The organism is Rhodococcus sp. G-MC3 (genome assembly GCF_030063335.1).
GTDB lineage: Bacteria > Actinomycetota > Actinomycetes > Mycobacteriales > Mycobacteriaceae > Rhodococcoides.
This window is the reverse complement of record NZ_JASISW010000032.1, coordinates 14,115-34,842: the sequence shown is the minus strand read 5'-3', so window position 1 is coordinate 34,842 and position 20,728 is coordinate 14,115. Positions and strand designations below refer to the sequence as shown.

19 protein-coding genes and 2 pseudogenes are annotated in these 20,728 nt (G+C 63.4%); 6 read left to right on the top strand and 15 right to left on the bottom strand.

All coding sequences use genetic code 11. The features are described 5' to 3' along the window. Positions 1–86 precede the first annotated feature (86 nt). The gene (locus tag QMK17_RS24225) at positions 87–1,592 is read right to left on the bottom strand and encodes an aldehyde dehydrogenase family protein (RefSeq protein WP_283511846.1); all 1,506 of its coding nucleotides are present in this window, start codon (positions 1,590–1,592) and stop codon (positions 87–89) included. A gap of 373 nt (positions 1,593–1,965) precedes the next feature. Between QMK17_RS24225 and QMK17_RS24220 the strand changes: the two genes are divergently transcribed. From QMK17_RS24220 to QMK17_RS24200, 5 genes and pseudogenes are all read left to right on the top strand, one after another. After that, positions 1,966–3,417, top strand: a complete 1,452-nt coding sequence (locus QMK17_RS24220) for an APC family permease (RefSeq protein ID WP_283511845.1) — start codon at positions 1,966–1,968, stop codon at positions 3,415–3,417. After that, positions 3,399–4,168, top strand: a pseudogene (locus QMK17_RS24215) (IclR family transcriptional regulator). The gene QMK17_RS24220 and the pseudogene QMK17_RS24215 overlap by 19 nt, the downstream one beginning before the upstream one ends. A 985-nt stretch (positions 4,169–5,153) precedes the next feature. Continuing rightward, positions 5,154–5,873, top strand: a complete 720-nt coding sequence (locus QMK17_RS24210; protein WP_283511844.1) for an SMI1/KNR4 family protein — start codon at positions 5,154–5,156, stop codon at positions 5,871–5,873. Positions 5,874–5,892: 19 nt separating this feature from the next. Then, positions 5,893–6,108, top strand: coding sequence for a hypothetical protein (locus QMK17_RS24205; RefSeq protein ID WP_283511843.1), 216 nt, complete (start codon positions 5,893–5,895; stop codon positions 6,106–6,108). Positions 6,109–6,130: 22 nt separating this feature from the next. Continuing rightward, the gene (locus QMK17_RS24200) at positions 6,131–6,736 is read left to right on the top strand and encodes a hypothetical protein (RefSeq protein WP_283511842.1); all 606 of its coding nucleotides are present in this window, start codon (positions 6,131–6,133) and stop codon (positions 6,734–6,736) included. Between the two features lie 545 nt (positions 6,737–7,281). On the opposite strand, the gene QMK17_RS24195 is transcribed toward QMK17_RS24200, so the two are convergent. Then, positions 7,282–8,016 (bottom strand): alpha/beta hydrolase family protein, encoded by a 735-nt coding sequence (locus tag QMK17_RS24195; RefSeq protein WP_283511841.1) that lies wholly within the window; start codon positions 8,014–8,016, stop codon positions 7,282–7,284. Next, a pseudogene (locus tag QMK17_RS26550) lies at positions 8,001–8,213 on the bottom strand (lipase family protein); the annotation flags it as partial. The pseudogene QMK17_RS26550 and the gene QMK17_RS24195, both read right to left, overlap by 16 nt. 1,035 nt (positions 8,214–9,248) lie before the next feature. Here QMK17_RS26550 and QMK17_RS24190 point away from each other — a divergent pair. Continuing rightward, the gene (locus tag QMK17_RS24190; RefSeq protein WP_283511840.1) at positions 9,249–9,962 is read left to right on the top strand and encodes a hypothetical protein; all 714 of its coding nucleotides are present in this window, start codon (positions 9,249–9,251) and stop codon (positions 9,960–9,962) included. A gap of 43 nt (positions 9,963–10,005) precedes the next feature. Here QMK17_RS24190 and QMK17_RS24185 read toward each other — a convergent pair whose 3' ends face one another. The 12 genes from QMK17_RS24185 to QMK17_RS24130 all read right to left on the bottom strand — a co-directional run bounded on the left by QMK17_RS24185 (position 10,006) and on the right by QMK17_RS24130 (position 20,723). Beyond that, entirely contained in the window at positions 10,006–10,179 is a 174-nt protein-coding gene (locus QMK17_RS24185) for a hypothetical protein (RefSeq protein ID WP_283511839.1), read from the bottom strand. A gap of 421 nt (positions 10,180–10,600) precedes the next feature. After that, on the bottom strand, positions 10,601–10,891 hold the full coding sequence (locus QMK17_RS24180; protein WP_336620187.1) for a WhiB family transcriptional regulator: 291 nt from the start codon (positions 10,889–10,891) through the stop codon (positions 10,601–10,603). Between the two features lie 94 nt (positions 10,892–10,985). Further along, positions 10,986–11,981 (bottom strand): amidohydrolase family protein, encoded by a 996-nt coding sequence (locus QMK17_RS24175; protein WP_283511837.1) that lies wholly within the window; start codon positions 11,979–11,981, stop codon positions 10,986–10,988. Next, positions 11,981–13,969, bottom strand: a complete 1,989-nt coding sequence (locus tag QMK17_RS24170; RefSeq protein ID WP_283511836.1) for an acetoacetate--CoA ligase — start codon at positions 13,967–13,969, stop codon at positions 11,981–11,983. Before QMK17_RS24170 ends, QMK17_RS24175 begins: the two co-directional genes overlap by 1 nt. Positions 13,970–14,009: 40 nt before the next feature. Then, a complete protein-coding gene (locus QMK17_RS24165; RefSeq protein WP_283511835.1) occupies positions 14,010–14,867 on the bottom strand; it encodes a fumarylacetoacetate hydrolase family protein in 858 nt (285 codons plus the stop codon). 119 nt (positions 14,868–14,986) lie between these two features. After that, positions 14,987–16,246, bottom strand: a complete 1,260-nt coding sequence (locus tag QMK17_RS24160; RefSeq protein WP_283511834.1) for an MFS transporter — start codon at positions 16,244–16,246, stop codon at positions 14,987–14,989. Positions 16,247–16,252: 6 nt separating this feature from the next. Beyond that, entirely contained in the window at positions 16,253–16,915 is a 663-nt protein-coding gene (locus QMK17_RS24155; protein ID WP_283511833.1) for a nuclear transport factor 2 family protein, read from the bottom strand. A gap of 10 nt (positions 16,916–16,925) precedes the next feature. Next, complete coding sequence (locus QMK17_RS24150; protein WP_283511832.1) at positions 16,926–18,035, bottom strand: amidohydrolase family protein; 1,110 nt, start codon at positions 18,033–18,035, stop codon at positions 16,926–16,928. After that, entirely contained in the window at positions 18,032–18,520 is a 489-nt protein-coding gene (locus QMK17_RS24145) for a nuclear transport factor 2 family protein (protein WP_283511831.1), read from the bottom strand. The genes QMK17_RS24150 and QMK17_RS24145 overlap by 4 nt, the downstream gene beginning before the upstream one ends. Further along, positions 18,517–19,005, bottom strand: a complete 489-nt coding sequence (locus tag QMK17_RS24140; RefSeq protein ID WP_283511830.1) for a flavin reductase family protein — start codon at positions 19,003–19,005, stop codon at positions 18,517–18,519. Before QMK17_RS24140 ends, QMK17_RS24145 begins: the two co-directional genes overlap by 4 nt. A gap of 37 nt (positions 19,006–19,042) precedes the next feature. Continuing rightward, positions 19,043–19,987 carry a VOC family protein gene (locus tag QMK17_RS24135; protein WP_283511829.1) on the bottom strand — a complete coding sequence of 315 codons (945 nt, stop codon included), beginning with the start codon at positions 19,985–19,987 and terminating at the stop codon, positions 19,043–19,045. Between the two features lie 130 nt (positions 19,988–20,117). Beyond that, complete coding sequence (locus QMK17_RS24130) at positions 20,118–20,723, bottom strand: 3,4-dihydroxy-2-butanone-4-phosphate synthase (RefSeq protein WP_283511828.1); 606 nt, start codon at positions 20,721–20,723, stop codon at positions 20,118–20,120. Positions 20,724–20,728: the final 5 nt, after the last annotated feature.

Here is a 20,728-nt window from a genome sequence, read left to right as displayed (position 1 = left end):
TGATCGACAGCAAACTGGAGCGATGAGCGGCGGATTCTCATTCACTGATTTCTCGACGAAACCCGCCGCCCGCCCACGAATTCAGGTCAGAGCGCGATATTGACGGACTTGCCCTGTGTGTATTCACCGATAGCGCCCTCGCCGAGCTCCCGGCCCCATCCGGACTGCTTGTACCCGCCGAACGGCAGCGCGGTGTCGAAAGCATTGTGACAGTTGATCCACACCGTTCCGGCTTTGATCTCGGCCGCCACGTCGTGCGCTTTGGAGACGTCTCGCGTCCATACGCTCGCGGCCAGTCCGTACGGGGTGTCGTTTGCAGCGGCGCGTACGCCTTCCTTCTGTGAGAACGGCACCGCGACTGCAACAGGTCCGAAAATCTCCTCCTGGTACACGCTGAAATCGTTTTTGACGTCGACCAACAATGTGGGCTCGACGTAAAAACCCTGTTCGCCGTGCCTGCTGCCGCCGGCGAGGGCCCGGGCGCCGTCGGCGATGCCAGCGTCGATGTAACCGGTCACCTTGCCGAGTTGTTCGGCCGAGATCAGGGGGCCGATGTCGTTGGTCGGGTCGAGACCCGGCCCGATCTTCTGCGATCGAGCGAAGTCGGCTACACCTTCGGTGAACTCATCGAAAATGTTGTCCTCGATGAGCAATCGTGTACCGGCAGTGCAGGCCTGGCCGTGATTGAACAGGAAGCCGCTGGCAACACCGGGGATAGCGGCAGCCATATCAGCGTCGGAGAAGATGACCTGTGGGCTCTTGCCACCCAGTTCGAGCGAAACCTTTTTCAGATTCCCTGATGCGGCCTGGACGATCTTCTTTCCCACTTCGGTCGAGCCGGTGAATGCGACCTTGTCCACGTCCTCGTGCGAGGACAACGCTGCACCCGCGTCGCCGAAACCGGTGACGACGTTGAAGACGCCGTCCGGTAGTCCGACCTCGGCGATGACCTCAGCGAGAAGCAGTGCTGTGAGAGGCGTCTGCTCGGCAGGCTTAAGGATCAAGGTGTTGCCGCAGGTCAATGCGGGCGCGACCTTGAAAGCGGCCATGACCAGGGGGAAGTTCCACGGCACGATCTGTGCGCACACCCCGACGGGCTCGCGGAGGGTGTACGCGTGGAATCGTCCACCGGGCGCCCACGGGACGGACACCGGAATTGTGCGGCCTTCGATCTTGGTGGCCCAGCCGGCGTAGTAGAAGAAGATCTCGGTGGCCCAGGTGACGTCGACTGCCTGCGCAACAGCGACGGACTTGCCGTTGTCGATGGACTCGAGCTGCGCGAACTGCTCGGCGCGGGCGAGAATACCCTCGCCGATCTTCCACAGAAGCCGCTGCCGCTGAGCGGGCGTCACCCGACGCCATTCACCGGATTCGAAGGCGCGACGAGCTGCCGCAACCGCGCGATCGACGTCCTCGGCTCCGCCGTGCGGAACAGTAGTGATGGCCTGGCCGGTAGCGGGGTCGGCGGTCTCGAATACTTTGCCCGACGCCGAGTCGACCCACTTGCCGTCGATGAACATGCGCTTCGGAGACGAAATGAAGTCACGTACTTCGGCATTGAGGCCGATCGACGAGCTTACGACTGCAGTCATGATTTCCTCGCTATGTGGATGAATGTGGCTATGAGGCAACAAGATCGAATGCGACGCGTAGTGGGCATCCGGTGTGGCCTTGCTTCGACACTAGGTCATCTTGTGGTGCAGGTCACGCTTGCAAACGAATGGATATCGAGGTGCTGGAGCATTCTCATTCGGATGTACGGACATTTCTCATTTGGATTTCGAGAGTTCTCGCATGTGGCCGCCTGTGGCGAAACTGTGTCGCGCGAAAAGCGAAGCAATGAAAGGGTCTGATTCTCATTCGACGAGCTCCGCAGTTCGCCGAGTTGCCCAATGTTCGGCGCCGGATTGGTCTAACGTGCAACGTTGATTCGGGTACCGACACCGGACAGGAACGAGGTGCTCAATGGTCGATCGACCGCCCATCAGAACGACGTCACCCGTCGACGGTCTCGGCCGTGGACGGTTGACCTTCGTTCAGGTCCTTGCGCAGTCCATTTCGGCCGTTGCGCCTTCTGCCGTCATGGTCACCCTTCCCGCTCTGGTCATCCCGGAGGCCGGCACGGCGACGATCGCGGTGTTCGCTGCCGCAGCAATCCTGATGACCCTCGTCGGATACAGCGTCGGCCAATTCGCGCAACGAATGGTCGCCGTCAGCGGTCTCTACAGCTATGCAGCGAAGGGGTTGGGCGCAGTTCCCGGCTTCGGCGCAGGGTGGTCGTTGATCGTCGGTTACGCCGCGGCCGCGATGGCGAGTGTTGTCGGCGCTGCGAGCTACTCTTCCGCGTTGTTGAGCCGGGTAGGTGTTCCGACCGGTACCGCTACTACCGCCATCGCTGCTGCCGCCGTTGGATTGATTGCGTTGGCTCTGATGATTCGCGGCGTTCGGATCTCGACGCGGGTGACCCTGGCAGTCGAAGTCTTCGCGATCATCGCCGCGACTGCAGTCCTGGCGGTGGCATTCGTGCACGCCGTCGGGGACTCCCCCTCCGGGTCGGACCCGCCGGGGGAGCATTCGTCGAACATAGGTTTCGCACTTCTCCTGGCGATCACGTCGTTCGTTGGTTTCGAGAGCGCCAGCACTGTTGCCAGGGAAGCACGCAACCCCCTCACCGCAATACCCCGGGCGGTCAAGTGGACACCGTTAGCGCTGGGAATCCTGTATGTCGGAGCGGCCGCGGCGCAGATGCAGTCGCCGATCGAACAATCGTCGGGTCTGGCGATCGTTCTTTCTCTGCCGGACACAGCTGGCGGGGCATCCGCTGCGCTGTCGATTCTGATGGAGCTGGGAATCACGGCGTCGTGGTTCGCATGTGTCCTCGGATCGACGACTGCACTCTCGCGGACCTTGTTCGCGATGGGACGCGAGGGCGTCATGCCGAGCGCGCTCGGTCGTACTCACGCACGCTTTCACACTCCGCACATAGCGCTGCTGGCGTCGGTGCCCGTCATTGTCGTCGTACCCATCGTGTACCTGCTCAGTGCATCGTCGAGTCGCGATGTACTGCTCGGATTGCTGACCGTGTCCGCACACGGCTATGTCATCGCCTACATCTCGGTGTGCATCGCGGCGCCCCTGTTCCTGCGCAAAATCGGCGAGCTGTCGCGTATGCCACTGCTGGCCGGTGCGGCTGCTGCGTCGATGCTCACGGCCCTCGTCGTCTGGGCGACGTGGTCGCGAACATTCGTCGCCGGGTCAGCCACCGCAGCCTATGTGCTACTGCTGGTACTGGGATACCTGATCTTCTTCCTGCGCGCCCGCCCGGGCAGCGAGGTGCGCGCCCGCGTCGGTGTGTACGACGAAACAACTGCCAGCGACCTACTGGTCGGTTACCGTCCATGGGAGGTCCGGAAGTGAGCGGCAACGAGAACGCGTTCTCAGGGCGCCAACCCAAGGCTGTGCAGAGCGCCCTGCGTGTTCTGGAAGCCGTGGCGCGAGGCGGTACCGGCGTCACGGCCAAAGACGTCGCCGCCGGTCTCGACATGCCGTCGGCAACCACGTACCGCCTGCTCAACATCCTGGCAGGGGAGGGCTACCTGGTTCGTCTGCCGGATCTGTCAGGTTTTGCGCTCGGTCACAAGATCGGAGTGTTGATCGACGCGGCGATCACGCCGACCGTGTGCACCGCAGCGCGAACCGTGCTGGCGGACTTCCGTTTGACCGTCAGGTTCGGCGTGCACCTTGTCTATTTCACCAATGCCGCTCTTCGTATCGCAGACGGTGATCCCGAATACCGACTGCCGCACGACGAATCGTTCCTCAATCGGCATCTTCACGCCGCTGCACTCGGAAAGATTCTGCTTGCCGAGAAAAGCGACCCGTGTCGGTGCTCCCGTCCACCGGGCTCACGGCTCTGACTCGGCACACGATAGTGACCCGAACCGAACTCGAGTCTCATCTGGCCGAGGTCCGAGAAAACGGTTACGCCATTCAGGTCGGCGAGATTGACGATGAAAGCGCGTGTCTTGCAGTACCCATCAGATCGCGGAGCGGGTCGTTGGTGGCGGCAATTGCTCTGTCCGGCAGTGTGCCTCACGCTCCAGCGTTACGTCGGTGTGTACCGCCTCTGCTCGAACAAGCCGTGCTGTTGTCCCCACTCCTGGCTTGATGACGAGAGCGGGATCTGTAAGTTGACCGGTACCGCTTCGGGCATGTTCTAGTCATCAGGCCTGCAACCCAACCCTGAGGTGACGCAACCGGCGTCGACCACAGCGATGCCCGCGCATTGGTGTTCAGAACGCTCAGGGGGCCGGTTCTCCGCCCGGACAACTGGAAGGTTAATGCGACACGACCACAGACGGACTTGTGGGCCGTATGAAACGTCGTGACGACCAGTTCTCCATCGGATGCAAATGGCCGTTTGCGACCTGTCGATAATATGAAATACGTCGCCTAGATCGTAGAAACCGCTGGCCGACATATTCATTCGGATCGACGCCATCAGCCTCGCCGAACGCGCACCTTCGGGCTGACACGCGATGTGCCAGGATCGCAGTCTGACTAAAGGTGGCGTGTGAGTCTGCGACTTGAGCAAAGATGCGTGAACCGTGCGCACCGAATCCAGTGCGCCGCAGCGCTTGCCGGGCCGCGACTTTGCATAAGGTTCAGTATCGGTGGTGAACCGTCGGCTCGTTATTGACTCGATGTCAGAAATTACCGACGGTGCGGTAACTGCCCGAAGCTCCCGATGGGGGTCGCTGCCCAGAGATCGCGTGGATTGCTGCGGAGAATTGGTAGATCGGTCTGGGCTGTGTTCCGGGTGTTCGGTATCGGAGATGTGGTGGTGTCCGGGCCTGCTCGGGTAGGGTCGGGTCGTTGATGCCAGTCCGAGGCTGCTGCGCATGATCGAGTCCGTACCCGTGATGTGACGCGGGGGAGATATCGCTGATACCGGCCGCCAATTTGAATCACTTGACCTCATTGATTTCGGTGGTGTCACCGCCTCGACGTCCCTGGTCTCGATTGCGGCCATATTGCGATGCCGCGCGTGCGGTGACTGATTCGATGGTCTCGTGTAGATGCAGTCGGAGCCGCCGGCCTCGTGGGGCTCGGCGCACCGGGCAGTTTCCGAAGACGCACGTTAGGTTTCGAGGATGGACATCGCCGAAGTGTGGGCTGCGTACATGTCGGTCCTACAGGACAGGGCCCCGGTCACGGCAGCATCGGTTCGCCCACCCCGCCCTGCGACCGACCTCGAGGCGGCCGAACGGGCAACCACCCCGTGGACAGCCGAGCTCCGTGAATTCTTCTCACTCCACGATGGCCAACACATACCGGTCGGCGTCGACTACCACGTGGGGACACTGTTGCCGGACTTGGAGCTGTTGACCCTCGACGGAGTGCACTACGAACATCAGTCCCATCTCGAAATGCTGCATTCCATCGAAGATCTGGGTGAGGAATGGCCGGCCGCCATAAAGACGCAACGCGCCGGAGAAACGGCCTACAAGTTCCTCGCCCCGTATGTTCCGTTCGGCAGGGACGGGTCCACTGGTAGCTGCTACGTCGACACCCGCGACGGCCCGCAGAGAGGGTGCGTGCGCTTCTTCGCTGCCGACGCTGCCGACGAAGGTCAACCCGCCTTCGACTCCTTGACCGACTACCTCGACTCGATCCGGCGCAGTGTTCAGCAAGGTACCCAACACTCCTCACTCATCCCCACTGTCCGAGACGGTGCGCTCGTTTTGGGACTTGGACTTGGACTTGCCACCACCCGCCGCATTGCCGCGGCCGCCGGTCCTGCGACTCCCATTTCCGCCAATAGATTTTCGCCCGTCGCAGGTGTCGGACATCGACGACCTGTTGGACCTTGACCTGGTGAGGCGAACCGTAATGGACACGGCAAGAGCACTCCACCCAGGCTCGGTCGTGGAGGACTCCAGAGCGGTCTACCGGCGCGTGCCCCGCCTACGCGGAGCGAATATGAACTGGTGGGTGTGGATGGATGGCGCGGACACCATTTACACCGCATTCGTCACGGGTGACGGTCACGACGTCATCGTTGTCGAAGCAACCCCCGCCGGTTACACGATCGAAGTCCAAGACTGAGGTTTGCTACGCAGCGGGTAGCATGACCGGACAGGTAGCCCCGCGGCCGTTGGCTTCGCCCATCGGTTCCTCGACTCCGCAGGGTAAATACGTGCAGCACAACTACACCGAGCCCGCCCCCGCTAACTCGAACAGGTTTGTCATCGACGTCGCCGTCGACGCACTCGACATCGAAGATGGCATCGTCCCGCCCCCTGCTGTTGGCTCGGACACCACCTGGCTCCTGAGTTTCTACGTGTCTGATAAAGCTGCGGCGGCCGAGTTCCCGGGACACCCGATCTGGATCCCACGTGTGCAAGCTCTTCGATCGGGAGGGATCACCGCCTACGTCCGCAATTCATCCGGAGAACCGATCGGGGACATGGCCGTACTCAAGGGCACGTTCCGGGGCACGATGCTCGGCGGATCGACACCCGCTGGCCTGCCGGCCACGACCGGTGTGGTGGTGGGTCTGCAGATACGCTCCCAGGTCTATCGCGAGCTGCGACCGCCAGTGGAGTCCGCTTCCCGGCCCCGGCACTCTGCGGCGGGTCCCGGCCAGCCCGAAATGGTTCGACCGAGGCACCATGACGGCCGGCGCGGACTCGCTCATCGACACCGGGTTGATCGTGCAGATGGCCGTTCCTAAAAGCGATCTCTAGCGGCGCCACGGCCGAGAACCTTCGAACAGGAGCACGCCACCGTTGGGGGTGTCCCTATGGTTTCGGTCAAGCTGCTTGAGTTTGCTGGCGCGTCGGTGTCCAATGCGATAGAACTCTGCCAGCAAGTCGTTACTGTTGTGGTAACGGCGGTAGATCCGGTCCCGGCGAATGCCCGTCGCTCCTGCATCTCGCTTATCGACACGGCCGCGTAGCCACGGGGGAAGACGATCCGAGCGCACGCCTCAGCCACCGCAGCAGACATCCGGTCGCCCTGGGCACGAGCCCCAATCACCGTGAGCCGACACTGCGTCCAGCGCGACCACACTGACATATCTCTCGCGGCCCGACCGCGATCCGCGCGGACGCCAGCAAGTTTCGCGTTCGCGGTGACACGGCGTGACCTTGTGTCTCACAACCGATATTGTGCCCATTTGGCGATCCTGAGGAGCCATTAGATAACCCGACGTCGCGAACTACCCGACTCCGGCGACCGGGTTCCAGCGGCCGGCCGGGACCTCGGTGTACAGCGATCTCAGGGTGTGGGCGAGGGTGTTGCGGTTGCGGCCGGGGTGGTCGATGAGTTCTGGGCCGACGGCGCCGGGATCAGCGGGGCGGGGGTAGGGATCGGCGCCGGCGGGGCGTAGGGGGTGCCGGGTGCAGGGCAGTTCGACGGCGCAGTGTCACCGGTGAATCTGTCGGCTATCCAGCCGAGGTACTCGGGTTTGGCGTCCTTCGGGATGGTCTGGTGGGTCGCGTCCTGGTAGACGGTGTATTCGACAGAGCTGCCCGCAAATCCGCAGGCTCGGCTGATGTATTGGGTGGTGCCGTTCGGGTTGACGACGGTGTCGGCGGTACCTTGCATGACCAGTACCGGTGCGGTGGCGGGGACATAGCCGGCGGTGTTTTCGTCGAGCCGTCGCTGCCAGTCGGCGGGCGGCGGCGTCGGCTGCAGCAGCGTTGCAGCGGGATCGTCGATGTTGGACTCGAGCACGTAAGCCAGATGATTGACGCACTGTGTCCCTGCACCGACGAGGGCTTCTTCTCCTGCCGGTGTGGCCATCGCCGATGCCTGCAGTTCTGGGTACGCCGCGAGCAAGCCGCGGAATACATTGAGCTGCAACGCAACGGCATGAGCCGGCGACGTCGAGTCCGAGGTCCGGGGGGAACCTTGCGGGCGAACTGTGGGCCATTGTCCGCGGCCGGGGCCAACGCCGCCGCTCCGACCAGATTCAGCGGTGCGCCGTAGTCCTGGTTCTGGCTCATCCACACCGATGCTCCGCCGCCCTGCGACCACCCGAGGACCGCGACGTCGTCACCGGCGGCGGTGTCTTCGAGGTGCTGCGCAGCTTTGACAGAGTCCCATACGTTGTTCGTTTCCGATTCGAGCACTGTGTACTGCTGAACGCCGGGCGTTGCCAGGCCCTGATAATCGGTGGCGACGACGACGTACCCGGCGTCGAGCATCTCGGTCAGGCCCGGGACACCGACATCTTGCTGAAATGGGCTTTGGTAGGTGAAGTAGTCCACTAAATCGACGGCGGGATCAGCAGCAAGCGACGGTGCACAGTTGCGCCCACCGCCTTCGGTGCCGTGGGCCCACGCCACAACCTTGCGGCCTCCCTCGGGAGCAGGACCGCGGGGGGAGACAACGATCCCAGATGTTGCCACCGGGGTGCCATCGTGCAGCTCGGACAAGTACAACACTCTCCACGCGCGGGCGCCGTCCGGAGCCGGGACTTCTTCAGACCGGATCAGGTCGCCGTGCGTTCCACCCGGGAGCGGATCGGGCGGTGTGTAGAAGTCGGGGATCGCGAATTGCCCATCGGTTGTCTGACTCTCCGAGTCGCCCGCGGTGCTTGCGGATGTGGATGCGGCGGCCGATGTTGTTGTCGTCGAGGTGGCGGGATCGTCGGTCCCACAACCGACGGCCGCCAACACGACCGCGGCAGCCAGAGCGACCAATGGGCGAGAGCGGCGGAACGTCGTGACTGCGCCCGCGGCGCCCGTCGTGATCATGAAACGGAGATTAACAGAAAATGCTGCGCCACAACCGTTTCCGGAAACAAACCGATCAAGTGGAAATGAGGGGGAGAAACCAGGTCGCGGTACCGATCAAATGCGGTTCGGGGGCGTATGCGAAACGCGACGTAGTCGCCAGAGGTGGCTGCCGCGTTGGGCCCAGTGCAATCGCGAAACTGTCCGAGTAATTACAGCAAACACCTGTTTCCCCGACGGCGACACGCGCGGCGAGTGCAGGCCCCGTGGCCCAAGTGCCTGGGCGTTTTCGACGAGCATGGCGTCCGGATGTCCTGACGATGCGGAAATGCTGTTCAACGAAATCGTGACGCGGAGCTTTCGGCTGCGGTCCGTGAGCAGTCAAAAATATCCGCCGGTGTGAAGCACACTCGCGACCCCGTGTGAACCCACCGATGTCGGACCCACCCGCTACCGTCCTACAGATGAGGCGCACGGCGGCGGGGTCGAACACGTCGTACCGCTATGAGTGGGCGCAATTCACCGACTGGTGCCGCCGCCGATATGACTCCGCTACCGGCGTCGCCGGTGACGCTCGCGGAGTTCCTGGGTGACAATCCCGCCGGCGATCGGGTGCAGATCCGCCGGATCTCGGCGATCAACTGCGCCCACCTCGACGCCGGCCAACCGCCGCCCGGACGAACCACCGCGTTGCGCCTGGCCCTCGACTCCGCCCGAGCAGAGCGCCGACACCGCCGTGCTCGGCAGTTCGCCGCGGCTGCAGCCGGCCTACCGACAGCAGGGTCGACCGAGGCGTTGTTCGGTCGCCGCGACGCGGTACTACTGATGCTGGTGGCCGCAGGGCTGTCGTACCACGCGATCGCCGCCCTGGACCGCACCGACATCGAGTTCGACGAAGAAGCCAGCCTCTGGATCGGCGGTGGCCATCGACTCCGGCTGACCGCCGACAGCCCTGCCGGTTTCCGGCCGGCGGAGGTGTGGCCCCGCTGGGACACGGTGTTGCGGTTCGCCGACCGGTATCCCTCGACCACACTGGTGCTCGATCACCTGCGCGGCAACACTTTTCCGGACGTGACTGTGGTGGCCGGAGCGGGCGTGCCCGGTGGCGGTACCGATCGATCGGTGGGGACACCTGCCGTTCCCCGCCGATGCACGCCGCAGGGGTGTTGCGCCGCTCCGCAGTCCCGTTCGGCAGAGGCCACGAGACCGCATCAATGACGCACGTGACCCCAAACAACCTGTGCCCGCGCATGATTCGGCCTTACTCGATACCGACTACTACGAGGCCGGCATTCGGCCCGCCGTATCGCGCACACTGCTGACCGAAGTCCCTGACCTGCTCGATGATGTCGAGGACCGCATCGACGCTCTCCTCGCCCGCACCCTGGGTCTGCTCGAACAGCACACGAGCGAGACCGATCAACCACTTTGACACCGATTCTTCTGGGCAACAGACAGATTGAGGTACCAATCCGTTATCGGGCGCCAACGAACCTCAACCCGACGTATGACCGAGCTATCGGCATCGAAACCTAGCCTGGATATTGCTGATTAGCGCTCGAGCGTGGAATTCGACCGCTAATTTCGGCGCCGTGTCATGTCAGCAGAACCCTCCCACGGGCAGGTTGTGCAGGCGGCGTAGTCGTTGGTGATGTACTCGTCTTGGAAAACGGTTCTTCGGACGGTCTCTGCCGAACATATCCCATCGCAGCCCGGGCATCGACCGTTGAAATCCGCAATCTGTCGGTATTCGGGCGTTGTCACTAAACTCAACCTTCACACCCCGACCTCATCGATCTGCTGGAAGTCCCTCTGCCCCGGTACGTGGCGCCCGGGGGCGCAACTGTGCAGCCCGGCTAGCGCGAGGCTGGGTTCACACAGTGGGGCTGAGCCGAACGCAGTCGTGATGACGTGGTCCGGCGATTTGATCGTTCGGTGGCGGTCTGACCTCCCCAGATCCCGTATGGCTCGCCGGTTCGGAGCGCGTGCTGGAGGCACCTGTCGACTACCGGGCATTGCGCACACACGAGTTTGGCACTTCGTTCCGCGTTTTTCAGTGCGTAGCCTTTGAGGCCGCGGGCTGGGTAGAACATGCTGATCGGCATCGATCGGCAAGCTCCGTTGAGCTGCCATTCCCATTCGCTCACACGTGGTGGGGGCAGCGCAGCGCGGTGTGATTGGTTCACCTCGCGTGACTCCTTGTCTTGGTTCTCTCCGGTGGGCCTGTTTACGAAGCTGGAGCTAGCCCAATCCGCGGTAGACGTGGCTGGGTAGAAGTCGTTCTGAGTTGTCGGCCATGACCTGACGCCATGTTCCCTCGTCCGAGGGTGCTGGTGCCATGTCGATGGCGGCGATCTGCGCCTTCACAGCAGCAGGGGGCGTAAAGCAATAGTCGCTGCCGTAGAGAATTCGGTTTGTTCCCACGATGTGCGCCAGGGTGGGTAGTTGGATGGGGAAGGGAGTTCCGGCGCTGTCATACGCCAGCCTGGACAACAACGTCGCAATATCGCCCGGTTGTCCACCGGCGAAGGCGGTTTGAAAGAGCTCGATGCGGTCGGCAAGGAGAGGGATGACGCCGCCGCCGTGCGTGAAGATCCAGTTGATCGTAGGAAAGCGGTCGAGGTGGTCCGACAGTACTAGGCCGGTGACGGTGCGGGCGGTGTCGAAGAGGAACTCCATCAATGGCCTGGGTCGCCCGAGTGCAACCGCTTCCCAGTTCGGTGGGGAGGTCGGGTGAACGAAAACAGTCGCGTGCCGGCGGTCAAGTTCTGCGAGCAGCGGTTCCAGCCGAGGATTACCGAGATACATTCCGTGGGCGTTGGACAGGAAGGTCACACCGTCCGCACCGAGTTCGTCGAGTGCGTAGGTTGCTTCGATGATCGCACCGTCGACGTCGGGAAGTGGCAGTGCGGCGAACTGGCCGAAGCGGTTCGGTTGGGCGGTGGTGAGTTCGGCGGCGTAATCGTTGACTTCGCGCGCAAGCGCGCGGGCAGTGGCATTGTCTCCGAAATGCACTCCCGGCGAGGAGATCGAGAGAATGGATCGGGTGATATTCGCCGAGTCCATGAGAGCGAGATGCTCCTCGGCGTTCCAGGTCGGCCACGCCGGCATTCCATCGGGATGTGCATGGCCGGCGTGGCTGGCGGCCCTCACATAGTGGTCGGTGACGAAGTGTGCGTGCACGTCGGTCAGTGCCGCGCGGGCGACGGGCTCGCGGGTCGGGCTTTCTGTGCACATCAGATGTGTGCCTTTCGAGTTGTACCGAAGCGAGTGAAGTACTGCAGTGCGGCGGGGTCGTCGATGGTGTCGGTTCCGGCGATTTCGTGCAAAGCAGTCCCCTGAAGCAAGCGTTTGACAGGCACTTCGAGTTTCTTGCCGGTACGGGTATGGGGGATTGCGGGGACTGAGATGATCTCGTCGGGAACGTGCCGAGGGGAGGCGTGGGTGCGGATCGCGGCGGTGATGCGGCCACGCAGTACCTCGTCGAGGGTGCTGCCGGGCTCGAGGATGACAAACAGCGGCATCCAGTAGCTGCCGTCTGAAAGTTCCGCACCGATGACCAAGGCTTCGCGAATTTCGGGGAGGTCCTCGACGACGTCGTAGACATCGGCGCTGCCGAGCCGGACACCGTGACGGTTGAGGGTGGAGTCGGAGCGTCCCGAGATGACCACGCTGCCATGTGAGGTGACGGTGATCCAGTCTCCGTGTCGCCACACTCCTGGGTAAGTAGTGAAGTAGGCGTCGTGGTAGCGAGCGCCGTCTGGGTCATCCCAGAAGTAGATCGGCATGGACGGCATCGGCTCGGTGATGACGAGTTCGCCGACTTCGTCGATGACCGGGACGCCGTCGTCGTTCCATGCGGCCAATGCCACCCCGAGCAGCGGCGCCGAGATCTCTCCGGCCCAGACTGCTGTGGTCGGGGCGCTGCCGGCGAAACCGCTGACGACGTCGGTGCCGCCGCTCGTCGACGCCAGCTGAATGCTGTCGCCGACGTGGTCGTGAACCCACTGGTAGGACTGGGCGGCTAGCGGCGCTCCGGTGCAACCGATGACCTTCAGTGCACGTAGGTCGTGGTCGCGGCCAGGTTCGAGTCCCGTTTTGGCGCTGGTGAGTAGGTAGCCGGGGCTGACGCCGAGAACGCTGACGCGATGTTCGGCGGCGATGTCCCACAATCGCTGTGGGCCGGGATGGGTCGGGCTTCCGTCGTAGAGGACAATGGTGGCGCCGACGAGCAGCCCGGACACCACCATGTTCCACATCATCCAGTTGGGTGTGGTGTACCAGAAGTACCGGTCTTCGGCGCGCAGGTTGTAGTGGAGGCCGAGGAGTTTGTGGTGGTCGAGGGTGACGCCGCCGTGTCCGTGCACTATGCCTTTGGGTCGGCCGGTGGTGCCTGAGGAGAACAGAACCCACAGTGGGGAGTCGAAGTCCACTCGTGTGAACGTCAGTTCCGCGGTCCCGGTCGTCACCTCGTCCCAGGGAACGTAATCAGCTCCGCCGGGGGATAAGCCGAGGGCTGGCACGGTCACCACCGCGCGGACGCTCGGCAGGTTGCGTCTGAGTTCGGCCACTTCGTCGCGGCGGTCGTGCGTGCGGCCGTTCCACTGGTAGCCGTCTGCGGCGACGAGGACCACCGGTTCCAATTGTGCGAAGCGAGAGGTAGCGCCTGCCGCGCCGTAGTCCTGACCACATGCGGACCAGACGGCGCCGATGCTGGCGGTGCCGAGGAACGCCACCACGGCGTGAACGGAGTTGGGTAAGTATCCGACGACGCGATCGCCTGCCGTGACGCCTTGATGGCGAAGCCAGTGCGCGAAGGCGGCCACCTGTCCTCGTAGCTGTTCCCACGTGGTCTCGGTGGTGGTACCGCTCTCGTTGACGGATATCAGCGCAGGTCCAGTGGCAGAACGGTCGCGCAGTGCGTGTTCGGCGTAGTTCAGGCGTACGCCGGGGAACCAGTTCGCTCCGGGCATGGCAGTGTCGGTCACGACGTCGGTGTAGTAGTCGTCGGCGATGATGTCGAAGTAGTCCCATATCGCCGCCCAGAATTCGGCGAGATGGCGTGTAGAGAACGACCACAGGTCGTGGTACTCCGGGTAGGTGACGCCGGTCCGTGCTGAGACGAAGTCTGCGAACTCGGCGATTCTTGTCGAGGCGGTTTCGGATGACCGTGGTGTCCAGACCTGTTCTGGGACACTATCGATCGAGGTGGATTGAACGTTCATCACTGTCCTTGAACCGGTCGGTTGGTGACGGGTGTCGAGATCACTTCTGTTGGGCGATCATGGGGTTGCGGAGGGTGCCGACCCCTTCGATCCAGCTGGTAAGCACCTCGCCGGGGCGGAGGAATTTCTTCGGGTTACGCGCGCCGCCCACACCGGCGGGTGTTCCGGTGAAAATGAGGTCTCCGGGCAGCAGGGGGCATACCACAGACAAGTGTGCAATCAGCTGGGGGATGGTGAATATCAGGTTGGAGGTGCGTCCCCGTTGTAGCACTTCGGTCTCGCTCAGGGCGCAGCCGATCTCGAGATCGTCTCGGTTGGGTAACTCGTCGACTGTGACCAGTTCGGGGCCGGTGGGGGCGAAACCGCGGAAGGACTTGCCGAGCGAGAACTGGGGAGCAGGTCCAGTGAGCTGCAGCTGACGCTCGGAAAGGTCCTGTCCTACGGTCACGCCGGCGATGTGGTCCCACGCGTCCGCCTCGGACACGAAGTCGCAGCGCGTACCGATCACTGCGACCAGTTCGACTTCCCAGTCCACGGTGTCGGCGGGCAATACGACTGACTGGTTGTGGCCGGTCAGACTGGAAGGAAACTTGGTGAAGACCGGCGGGACGGTGGGGCTGGCGAGACCTGACTCCGCGGCGTGGTCGTGGTAGTTCAACCCGATGGCGAAGACCTGTCGGGGCCGGGGGACCGGGGGACCCCAGCGAGTGTCGACATCAACTTCGTTCACCGACTGGGCGTCGATGTCGAGGTGGGCGGCCCAGTCCACGAAAGCAGCCCAGTCGTCGTAGATTGCTTGCGGATCGGGTCCGAATTTTCCGTCGCTCGCTGTGGCTACGTCCACGTACCCGCTGCCGACTGCGAGGGTGAGCCGTTCGTCGATGTTGGCGATTCTCATGTTCGTCTTCCTTGTGATGTGTCCTGGGCTCGGTGCGTTCGTCGGACGTCGTTCCCGGGGCGTAGTAACCGCCGGGTGCGTCCGGATCTGCATTGCGAGATCAAGCGTGGGGTGCGTGTTTACAGCTCGGCGGCGACGTTGTCGGAGTGCACCGGGCGGCTCACGCGATCCGGTGTGCCAGTCAGGACCGCCCAGCTCAGCAGGGACGCTAGCAGCGCGATTGTGGCGAAGACCGAGAAGTTCGTCAGGGCGGGCAGTCCAGCGAGGAGGCCGCCGAGGATGGGGCCGAAGATGCCGCCGATACGGCCCAGCCCTGCAATCAATCCGAGCGCGCTCCCACGTGCTTCGGCTGGGAAATACGTTGCGGCGAAACCGTATACGACTGGTTGGACGCCGACTGATCCGGCTCCGGCGAAGAACAGCGCCGCATACAAGAGTGGCTGGGGGAGCTGGACCGAGAGTCCGAAGATCGCGGCTGCACCGATGGCGAACCCGATGATGACGACTGCCCGGCCGCCGACTTTGTCGGCGATCCAGGATCCTGTCGTGCTCCCGGCCATGGCGCCGATGCTGAAGATGATCAGGAACGCCAGCGACGAGCCGAGTGAATATCCCGACGATTTCATGATCTGCGGGAGCCAGGTGAGCAGGCCGTAGGACAGCAACTGGCAACAGGCGGTGACGACGATAAACGCGACCAGGGCGCGCGCACCGCCGCCTGCGACCAGGGCCCGCAGCGATGCGCGTGTGCTCGGTGTGGTCGATGCGGACGCCGACTGTGCCCCGTCGGGAGCCCACTGTCGTAGCTTCATAACTCCAAGCGGGACGACGGTGAACAACGGTATGACGCCGCCGATGAGGAACACAGCACGCCATCCACCGCCTTCGAGAAAGGCCAGAGCACTCAACGCTGCAACAATGCTTCCGATCGGCAAGCCGGTGAGCATCACACCGTTGATGAAGTTGCGCCTATGTTCTGGTGCGACGCTCATCGTCAGTGCGATGGCCGCCGGGCCGAGCCCTCCCAGGCCAATTCCGGCGACAAAGCGCGCAACGCCCAGCAGTTCAGCGGTCGGTGCGGCGGCGCACAGGATCATGGCAACGGAGAACCATGTGACGCAGGCGAGGAAGAGACGGCGTGCGCCGTACCGATCTGCGAGTAGTCCGGCTGTGATCGAGCCGATGCACATGCCGATGATGGCGGTGCTGGCGATCACTCCGACGCGGGCGGGAGTGAGATCCCAGGTGGGGTAGGCCAGCAGGTCGGGTATTGCGGCTCCGAATATCGCGAGGTCGTAGCCGTCGGCGGAGACTGCAATGAAGGCCAGTACTGCGACACTGATGTACGCGGGCAGGGGTAATCGCGGGTGGGTGGTCATGGGGTCCTATCCCTGGATTCGATGGAGCCAAATGTCATGGGCCGCGAGGTATCGAGCGGTGAGTTGGGGGCGGTCCGGGCCGGGTAGGTCGGGGCCGATGGTGTAGCCGGCTTCGCGTAGGAGTGCGGCGAGGTATTTGTACGGGCGGTCGACCGGGAAGTCGACGTCCGCAAGCGCAGCGATGTTCGCTCCCGGGTTCACCGGGGAGACGACGTCCTTGTAATACAGCATGGACAAGTCAGTGATGCGCCAACGCCCGTCAGCTTTGACGAGCCGTTGGTACAGGCGACCGTGCGAAGCGATGTCCAATTCGACACCTGTGAGGGTTCCGCGTGCGTACACGGTGACCCCTTCGTGCGCCAGGGCTCTGGTGCCGACGATCTCGACGCTGGGCGCCCCGATCATGTGGAATCCGCGACTACCTCGGTCGTACATCTCTTTCGACGCGTCGATGAAGTCGTGTCCGGTGCCGGTGAACCAGCTCAGGCTCACGTGCGCGTCCGGTGCCAGTGCGGCTGTCATCTGGTCCCACTGGGCGGTGTCGCGGCCGGCTCGCTCCTGGAGGACGACCGCGATCACTGCTACTTCGTCGGAGCGGGAGGAATAGGGCAGAGTTGCTGCTGGATCAGACTGTGTCGCATTCTGGTCCGGGCCCCGTGATTGTGGCATCGTAGTCCCTTCAGCTCGTTCTGGGCGAGGTATCGTTGCGGGTTGCGGGAGTGTGTTCGACTCCTGCGCACCAGATCTGGGTGATGTTGCGGGTGGCCCGGATGTCGGCGATGGGGTCGCCGTCGATGAGGACGAGGTCTGCGCGCATGCCGGGTTCGATGACGCCTCGGTCGGTGAGACCGAAGTAGTGGGCAGGCAGTGCCGTTGCCGCCTGTAGTGCGTCGGTGGTGGACAAGCCTGCGGCGACTAGTAGTTCGAGCTCGTGGTGCAGGCTGTCTCCATGCACGACGAGGTGAGGCAAACCCTCAGGTGGCACCGAGGCGTCGGTGCCGGCCAGAATCGGCACACCTGCCCGGTGTAGGTCGCCGACGCTGCGCGATGCTGCAGCAAACGAATCAATGTTTCCGCGGTGGTCTGCAAGCGCGTGCATCATCGTCAAGGTGGGGACAGCTACCTTGGCCTGGGCGAGCATTGTGGCCACGATGTCCGGCCCGAGTGCATCACCGTTCGGAACGTGAGTGATGAAATCGGCGCCGATCTCGAGGGCCAAGGCGTACGCGCCGACCGAGGAGGCGTGTGCGACAACCTTTTTGTTGTACCGATGCGCAGCGTTGACAGTTGCTTGGGCGACTGCCGGTTCTGGTCCGCCGGCGCCGGGCGCTTCGAGCACGATCTTGATGTAGTCCACGCCCTCGGCTATCCGGGCGGCAACGAAGCTGTCCGCTGCGTTCGGGTCGGATACGACAGCCTCGGGCGGCATCCCGAAATGCGAATGCGGGCCGGCGGGGCCGATCACGGGTAGCCCGGCGCTGCGGATGTCGGTCAACCCGTCGACGCTGCGGAGCGAGTCGACGAGGTTCGCAGGCCAGGTGGCCATGTCCAAGCCTGTGGTCACTCCCCATGAAGTCAAGTGTTCCAGGGTCTCGACCCCGTGGAGGTGAATGTGGGCGTCGATGAGTCCGGGTAACAACACTTTTCCGTCTGCGTCGACGCTCCGGGCACCGGTTGCATCGGTGCCGATCACCTGGCCGTCGAGGACGACTGTGCGGGGTTCGGACAATCGGTGTCCGTCGAATACCCGGACGTTGATCAGCGCGGTCCGTTCGGTCGTGAGTGTCACTGTGGTGGGTCCTTTTCCGGATTGGGCGAAGAGTGGAAGAGCAGCAACGTCCACAGCGGGGCCGAGTCACGTCGGGACCAGACTGTGGAGGTCAACGAGTCGATGTCGTGCAGACGGTTGCCTACTCTGACGACGGCGCGCAGGTGTCCGGTGGTGACCGCAACATCGCCGACCAGGTCGACTTGGTTCAGGCGGTGTTCGATCGACTCGTAGCGCAACCCGTCTCTCGATCGAGTGAGAAGGCTCTGTTTGTCGTCCCGCCATCCGTTGGAATGGGTGTAGATCAGCCTGTCGTCGTAGATGTCGGCGACTTCTTCCAGGCGGCCGGCTACCAGTGCCGCCGTGCGATGCGCTTCCCTGTCGACGATCTGGGCGCGGAGGTTGTTGGCGGAGTCGGTGTCGGCGTTCATGCGTGATCTCGACGCTGGTGCATGAGTGAGGCCGGGAACCGGGCGGTGCGAACCGGCCCTGTAATGCTCGGTCATGAGACTGCCGCAACCATGGGAAGGGCTGCTTGGATTCCCAAGGTTCGTCGGCTGTAAACCAGTGGGGTGTTGTCCAGGCTCGAGCAGGTGTGGACCTGGCCGAGGATCAGGGTGTGGTCGCCACCGGGGATTTCAGCGGTGACCGTGCAGTGAAGCCAGGCACTGCTGCCGGCGATGCGCGGCACACCGTTCGTGAATTCCCATGCTGTATCAGCGAAGCGGTCATCTCGACGACTGGCGAATCGTGTTGCTGTGTCGTGCTGGTCCGCGGCGAGCACGTTGACCCCGAATTCGCCCGTGCGGCGCACGATGCCGAGGAGCGCCGAGGCTTCGTCGAGAGCAATGGTGATCATTGCCGGTGTCAGAGACAGCGACGCCAGAGAGCTCACGGTCGTTCCGTGCGGGGTGCCGTTGTCGTTTGCGGTGACGATGGCGACCGGTGCTGTCACTCGTGCCATTGCCTCTTTGAACAGGTGTGGATCCATGTCGGGTTTCTCCTCAGATCGTGAGCCGGGGGTGCGGTCAGCCGTGCGTTCCGGCCATCAAGCCGGCAAGGTCTTCGGGTGCGAGGAACGATGGCGGCGGTGGAGGGCCCCAGTTGAACAGAGCGCGTGCGCCTTCCCAGTCCCGCGGCGTCCACAGTTGGTCGTCGACGATGCAGTCGAGGTCGGAGTAGTACTCGCTGAAGTTTCCTGCGGGGTCTTTCAGGTACCAGAAGAAGTTGGATCCGACGTGGTGACGGCCGAGACCCCAGATGTGACGGTCCGGGTCCTTCTCCAGCATTGCGGTGGCACCGCGGCCGATCTCGTCGACGTCGTCGACCTGCCACGAGCTGTGGTGCAGCATCGTCACCGGGGCGGCCTGGACCAGAACATTGTGGTGGTCGGTCGAGCACCGCATGAACGCTGCCAGTCCGGGGATGCGGTCGCTGACCTTGAATCCCAGGCCTTCGGTGAAGAATCTCTCGCTCGCCGGTTGATCGGTGGACCCGATGACGACGTGTCCGAGTTTGCGGGGGCGCACACGTCCGGTGCGTTCGATGCCGTCCGCGCGGGTTGCATCGCGGGCGATGTTGCCGGGCGAGTTGTAGGCGGGAACGACGAACGGGGTCTGCACGATTCGGCTTGTCACAACGACTCGCACGAGAACGTCGGTGCCCGGGTCGGTGACGGACAGATCGGTGTCGGTCCGCGTCGACATCAGGCCGAGGGTGTGCAGGTTGTGTGCGATGCGGTCGAGGTCGTCAGTGTCGTCGACTCCGACATCGATTCCGATGAGTCGGCGCCGACCGGGAACGGGGACCAGTTCGAGTTGTTCACCGCCATCGACAGTGGCGAAGGTGACCGAGTCGGTTCGGCCCGATCGGGTTCCGGCGGTGCGGGTGAGCCCGAAGTCGTCGTAGAACGCTGCGGTTTCGGCGACGTTGGGAACCCCGATGGTGACTCTGGAGAGGGTGTGCAGGGCCATGATGTATGCCTGACTCTTTCGATTGCGAGGTCACCGAGGGGGGTGGCCGAGTGAACATTGAGGGGAGCGTGCGGATCTGGCCGACGAGGCTGGCTACGGTCCGTTCTTGGGTGACGGCCGGGCCGCGAGGTCAGGCGATGATCAGCGGTAACCCGTGGCTTCGGGCGAAGCCCACACTTTCGGTGGGGTCGAGCATGCGGGTGGGGTCCGATACGGCGACCAGTTCGGCGAATACGGCGCCGGGCCGAAGCCCCGCGTGCAGGATCAGTTCGAGAGCAGTTGCGGCGGCAGTTGTGGGCGCCGAGCTGTCATCGGGTCCGACGGCGACGGGCACCAGGTGCCCAGGTCGGGTGAAATCGCCGGGTGCAGCGGTAGGTGCCATGAGTGCGCGGGCTGTGGTGGCGCGGTCCGAGGCCGAGATTCCGGTGCCGGTGCCGGTGATTGCATCGACTCCGACGCACATTCGTGTCCTGCTGGTGTCGAACGGATTCATCGGCGGAAGTACCAGCGTCTGACACGAGGTGTGCGGCAGCGCGATCTGCAGAAATCCTGACGAGTGCCGAATCATGAAAGCGGCTGTCGCCGTCGTCACCGATTCTGCTGCAGCAACCACGATTACGCAGTCGGAGTCATGCGAGCGGGACACCACAATCGGTGCCCCCGCGGCAAGGCGGAAAGAAAGGTCGTACTGATCCAAGCCGAACGTGGGCGCCTGGACATCTGATGTCAAAGTCATGACAA

What these genes read in the sequence shown, in the direction of transcription:
- QMK17_RS24225 (WP_283511846.1), bottom strand. Translation starts at nt 1,592, where the DNA reads ATGACTGCAGTCGTAAGCTCGTCGATCGGCCTCAATGCCGAAGTACGT.
- QMK17_RS24220 (WP_283511845.1), top strand. Translation starts at nt 1,966, where the DNA reads ATGGTCGATCGACCGCCCATCAGAACGACGTCACCCGTCGACGGTCTC.
- QMK17_RS24210 (WP_283511844.1), top strand. Translation starts at nt 5,154, where the DNA reads ATGGACATCGCCGAAGTGTGGGCTGCGTACATGTCGGTCCTACAGGAC.
- QMK17_RS24205 (WP_283511843.1), top strand. Translation starts at nt 5,893, where the DNA reads ATGGACACGGCAAGAGCACTCCACCCAGGCTCGGTCGTGGAGGACTCC.
- QMK17_RS24200 (WP_283511842.1), top strand. Translation starts at nt 6,131, where the DNA reads ATGACCGGACAGGTAGCCCCGCGGCCGTTGGCTTCGCCCATCGGTTCC.
- QMK17_RS24190 (WP_283511840.1), top strand. Translation starts at nt 9,249, where the DNA reads ATGAGTGGGCGCAATTCACCGACTGGTGCCGCCGCCGATATGACTCCG.
- QMK17_RS24175 (WP_283511837.1), bottom strand. Translation starts at nt 11,981, where the DNA reads ATGTGCACAGAAAGCCCGACCCGCGAGCCCGTCGCCCGCGCGGCACTG.
- QMK17_RS24170 (WP_283511836.1), bottom strand. Translation starts at nt 13,969, where the DNA reads ATGAACGTTCAATCCACCTCGATCGATAGTGTCCCAGAACAGGTCTGG.
- QMK17_RS24165 (WP_283511835.1), bottom strand. Translation starts at nt 14,867, where the DNA reads ATGAGAATCGCCAACATCGACGAACGGCTCACCCTCGCAGTCGGCAGC.
- QMK17_RS24160 (WP_283511834.1), bottom strand. Translation starts at nt 16,246, where the DNA reads ATGACCACCCACCCGCGATTACCCCTGCCCGCGTACATCAGTGTCGCA.
- QMK17_RS24155 (WP_283511833.1), bottom strand. Translation starts at nt 16,915, where the DNA reads ATGCCACAATCACGGGGCCCGGACCAGAATGCGACACAGTCTGATCCA.
- QMK17_RS24145 (WP_283511831.1), bottom strand. Translation starts at nt 18,520, where the DNA reads ATGACCGAGCATTACAGGGCCGGTTCGCACCGCCCGGTTCCCGGCCTC.
- QMK17_RS24140 (WP_283511830.1), bottom strand. Translation starts at nt 19,005, where the DNA reads ATGGATCCACACCTGTTCAAAGAGGCAATGGCACGAGTGACAGCACCG.
- QMK17_RS24135 (WP_283511829.1), bottom strand. Translation starts at nt 19,987, where the DNA reads ATGGCCCTGCACACCCTCTCCAGAGTCACCATCGGGGTTCCCAACGTC.
- QMK17_RS24130 (WP_283511828.1), bottom strand. Translation starts at nt 20,723, where the DNA reads ATGACTTTGACATCAGATGTCCAGGCGCCCACGTTCGGCTTGGATCAG.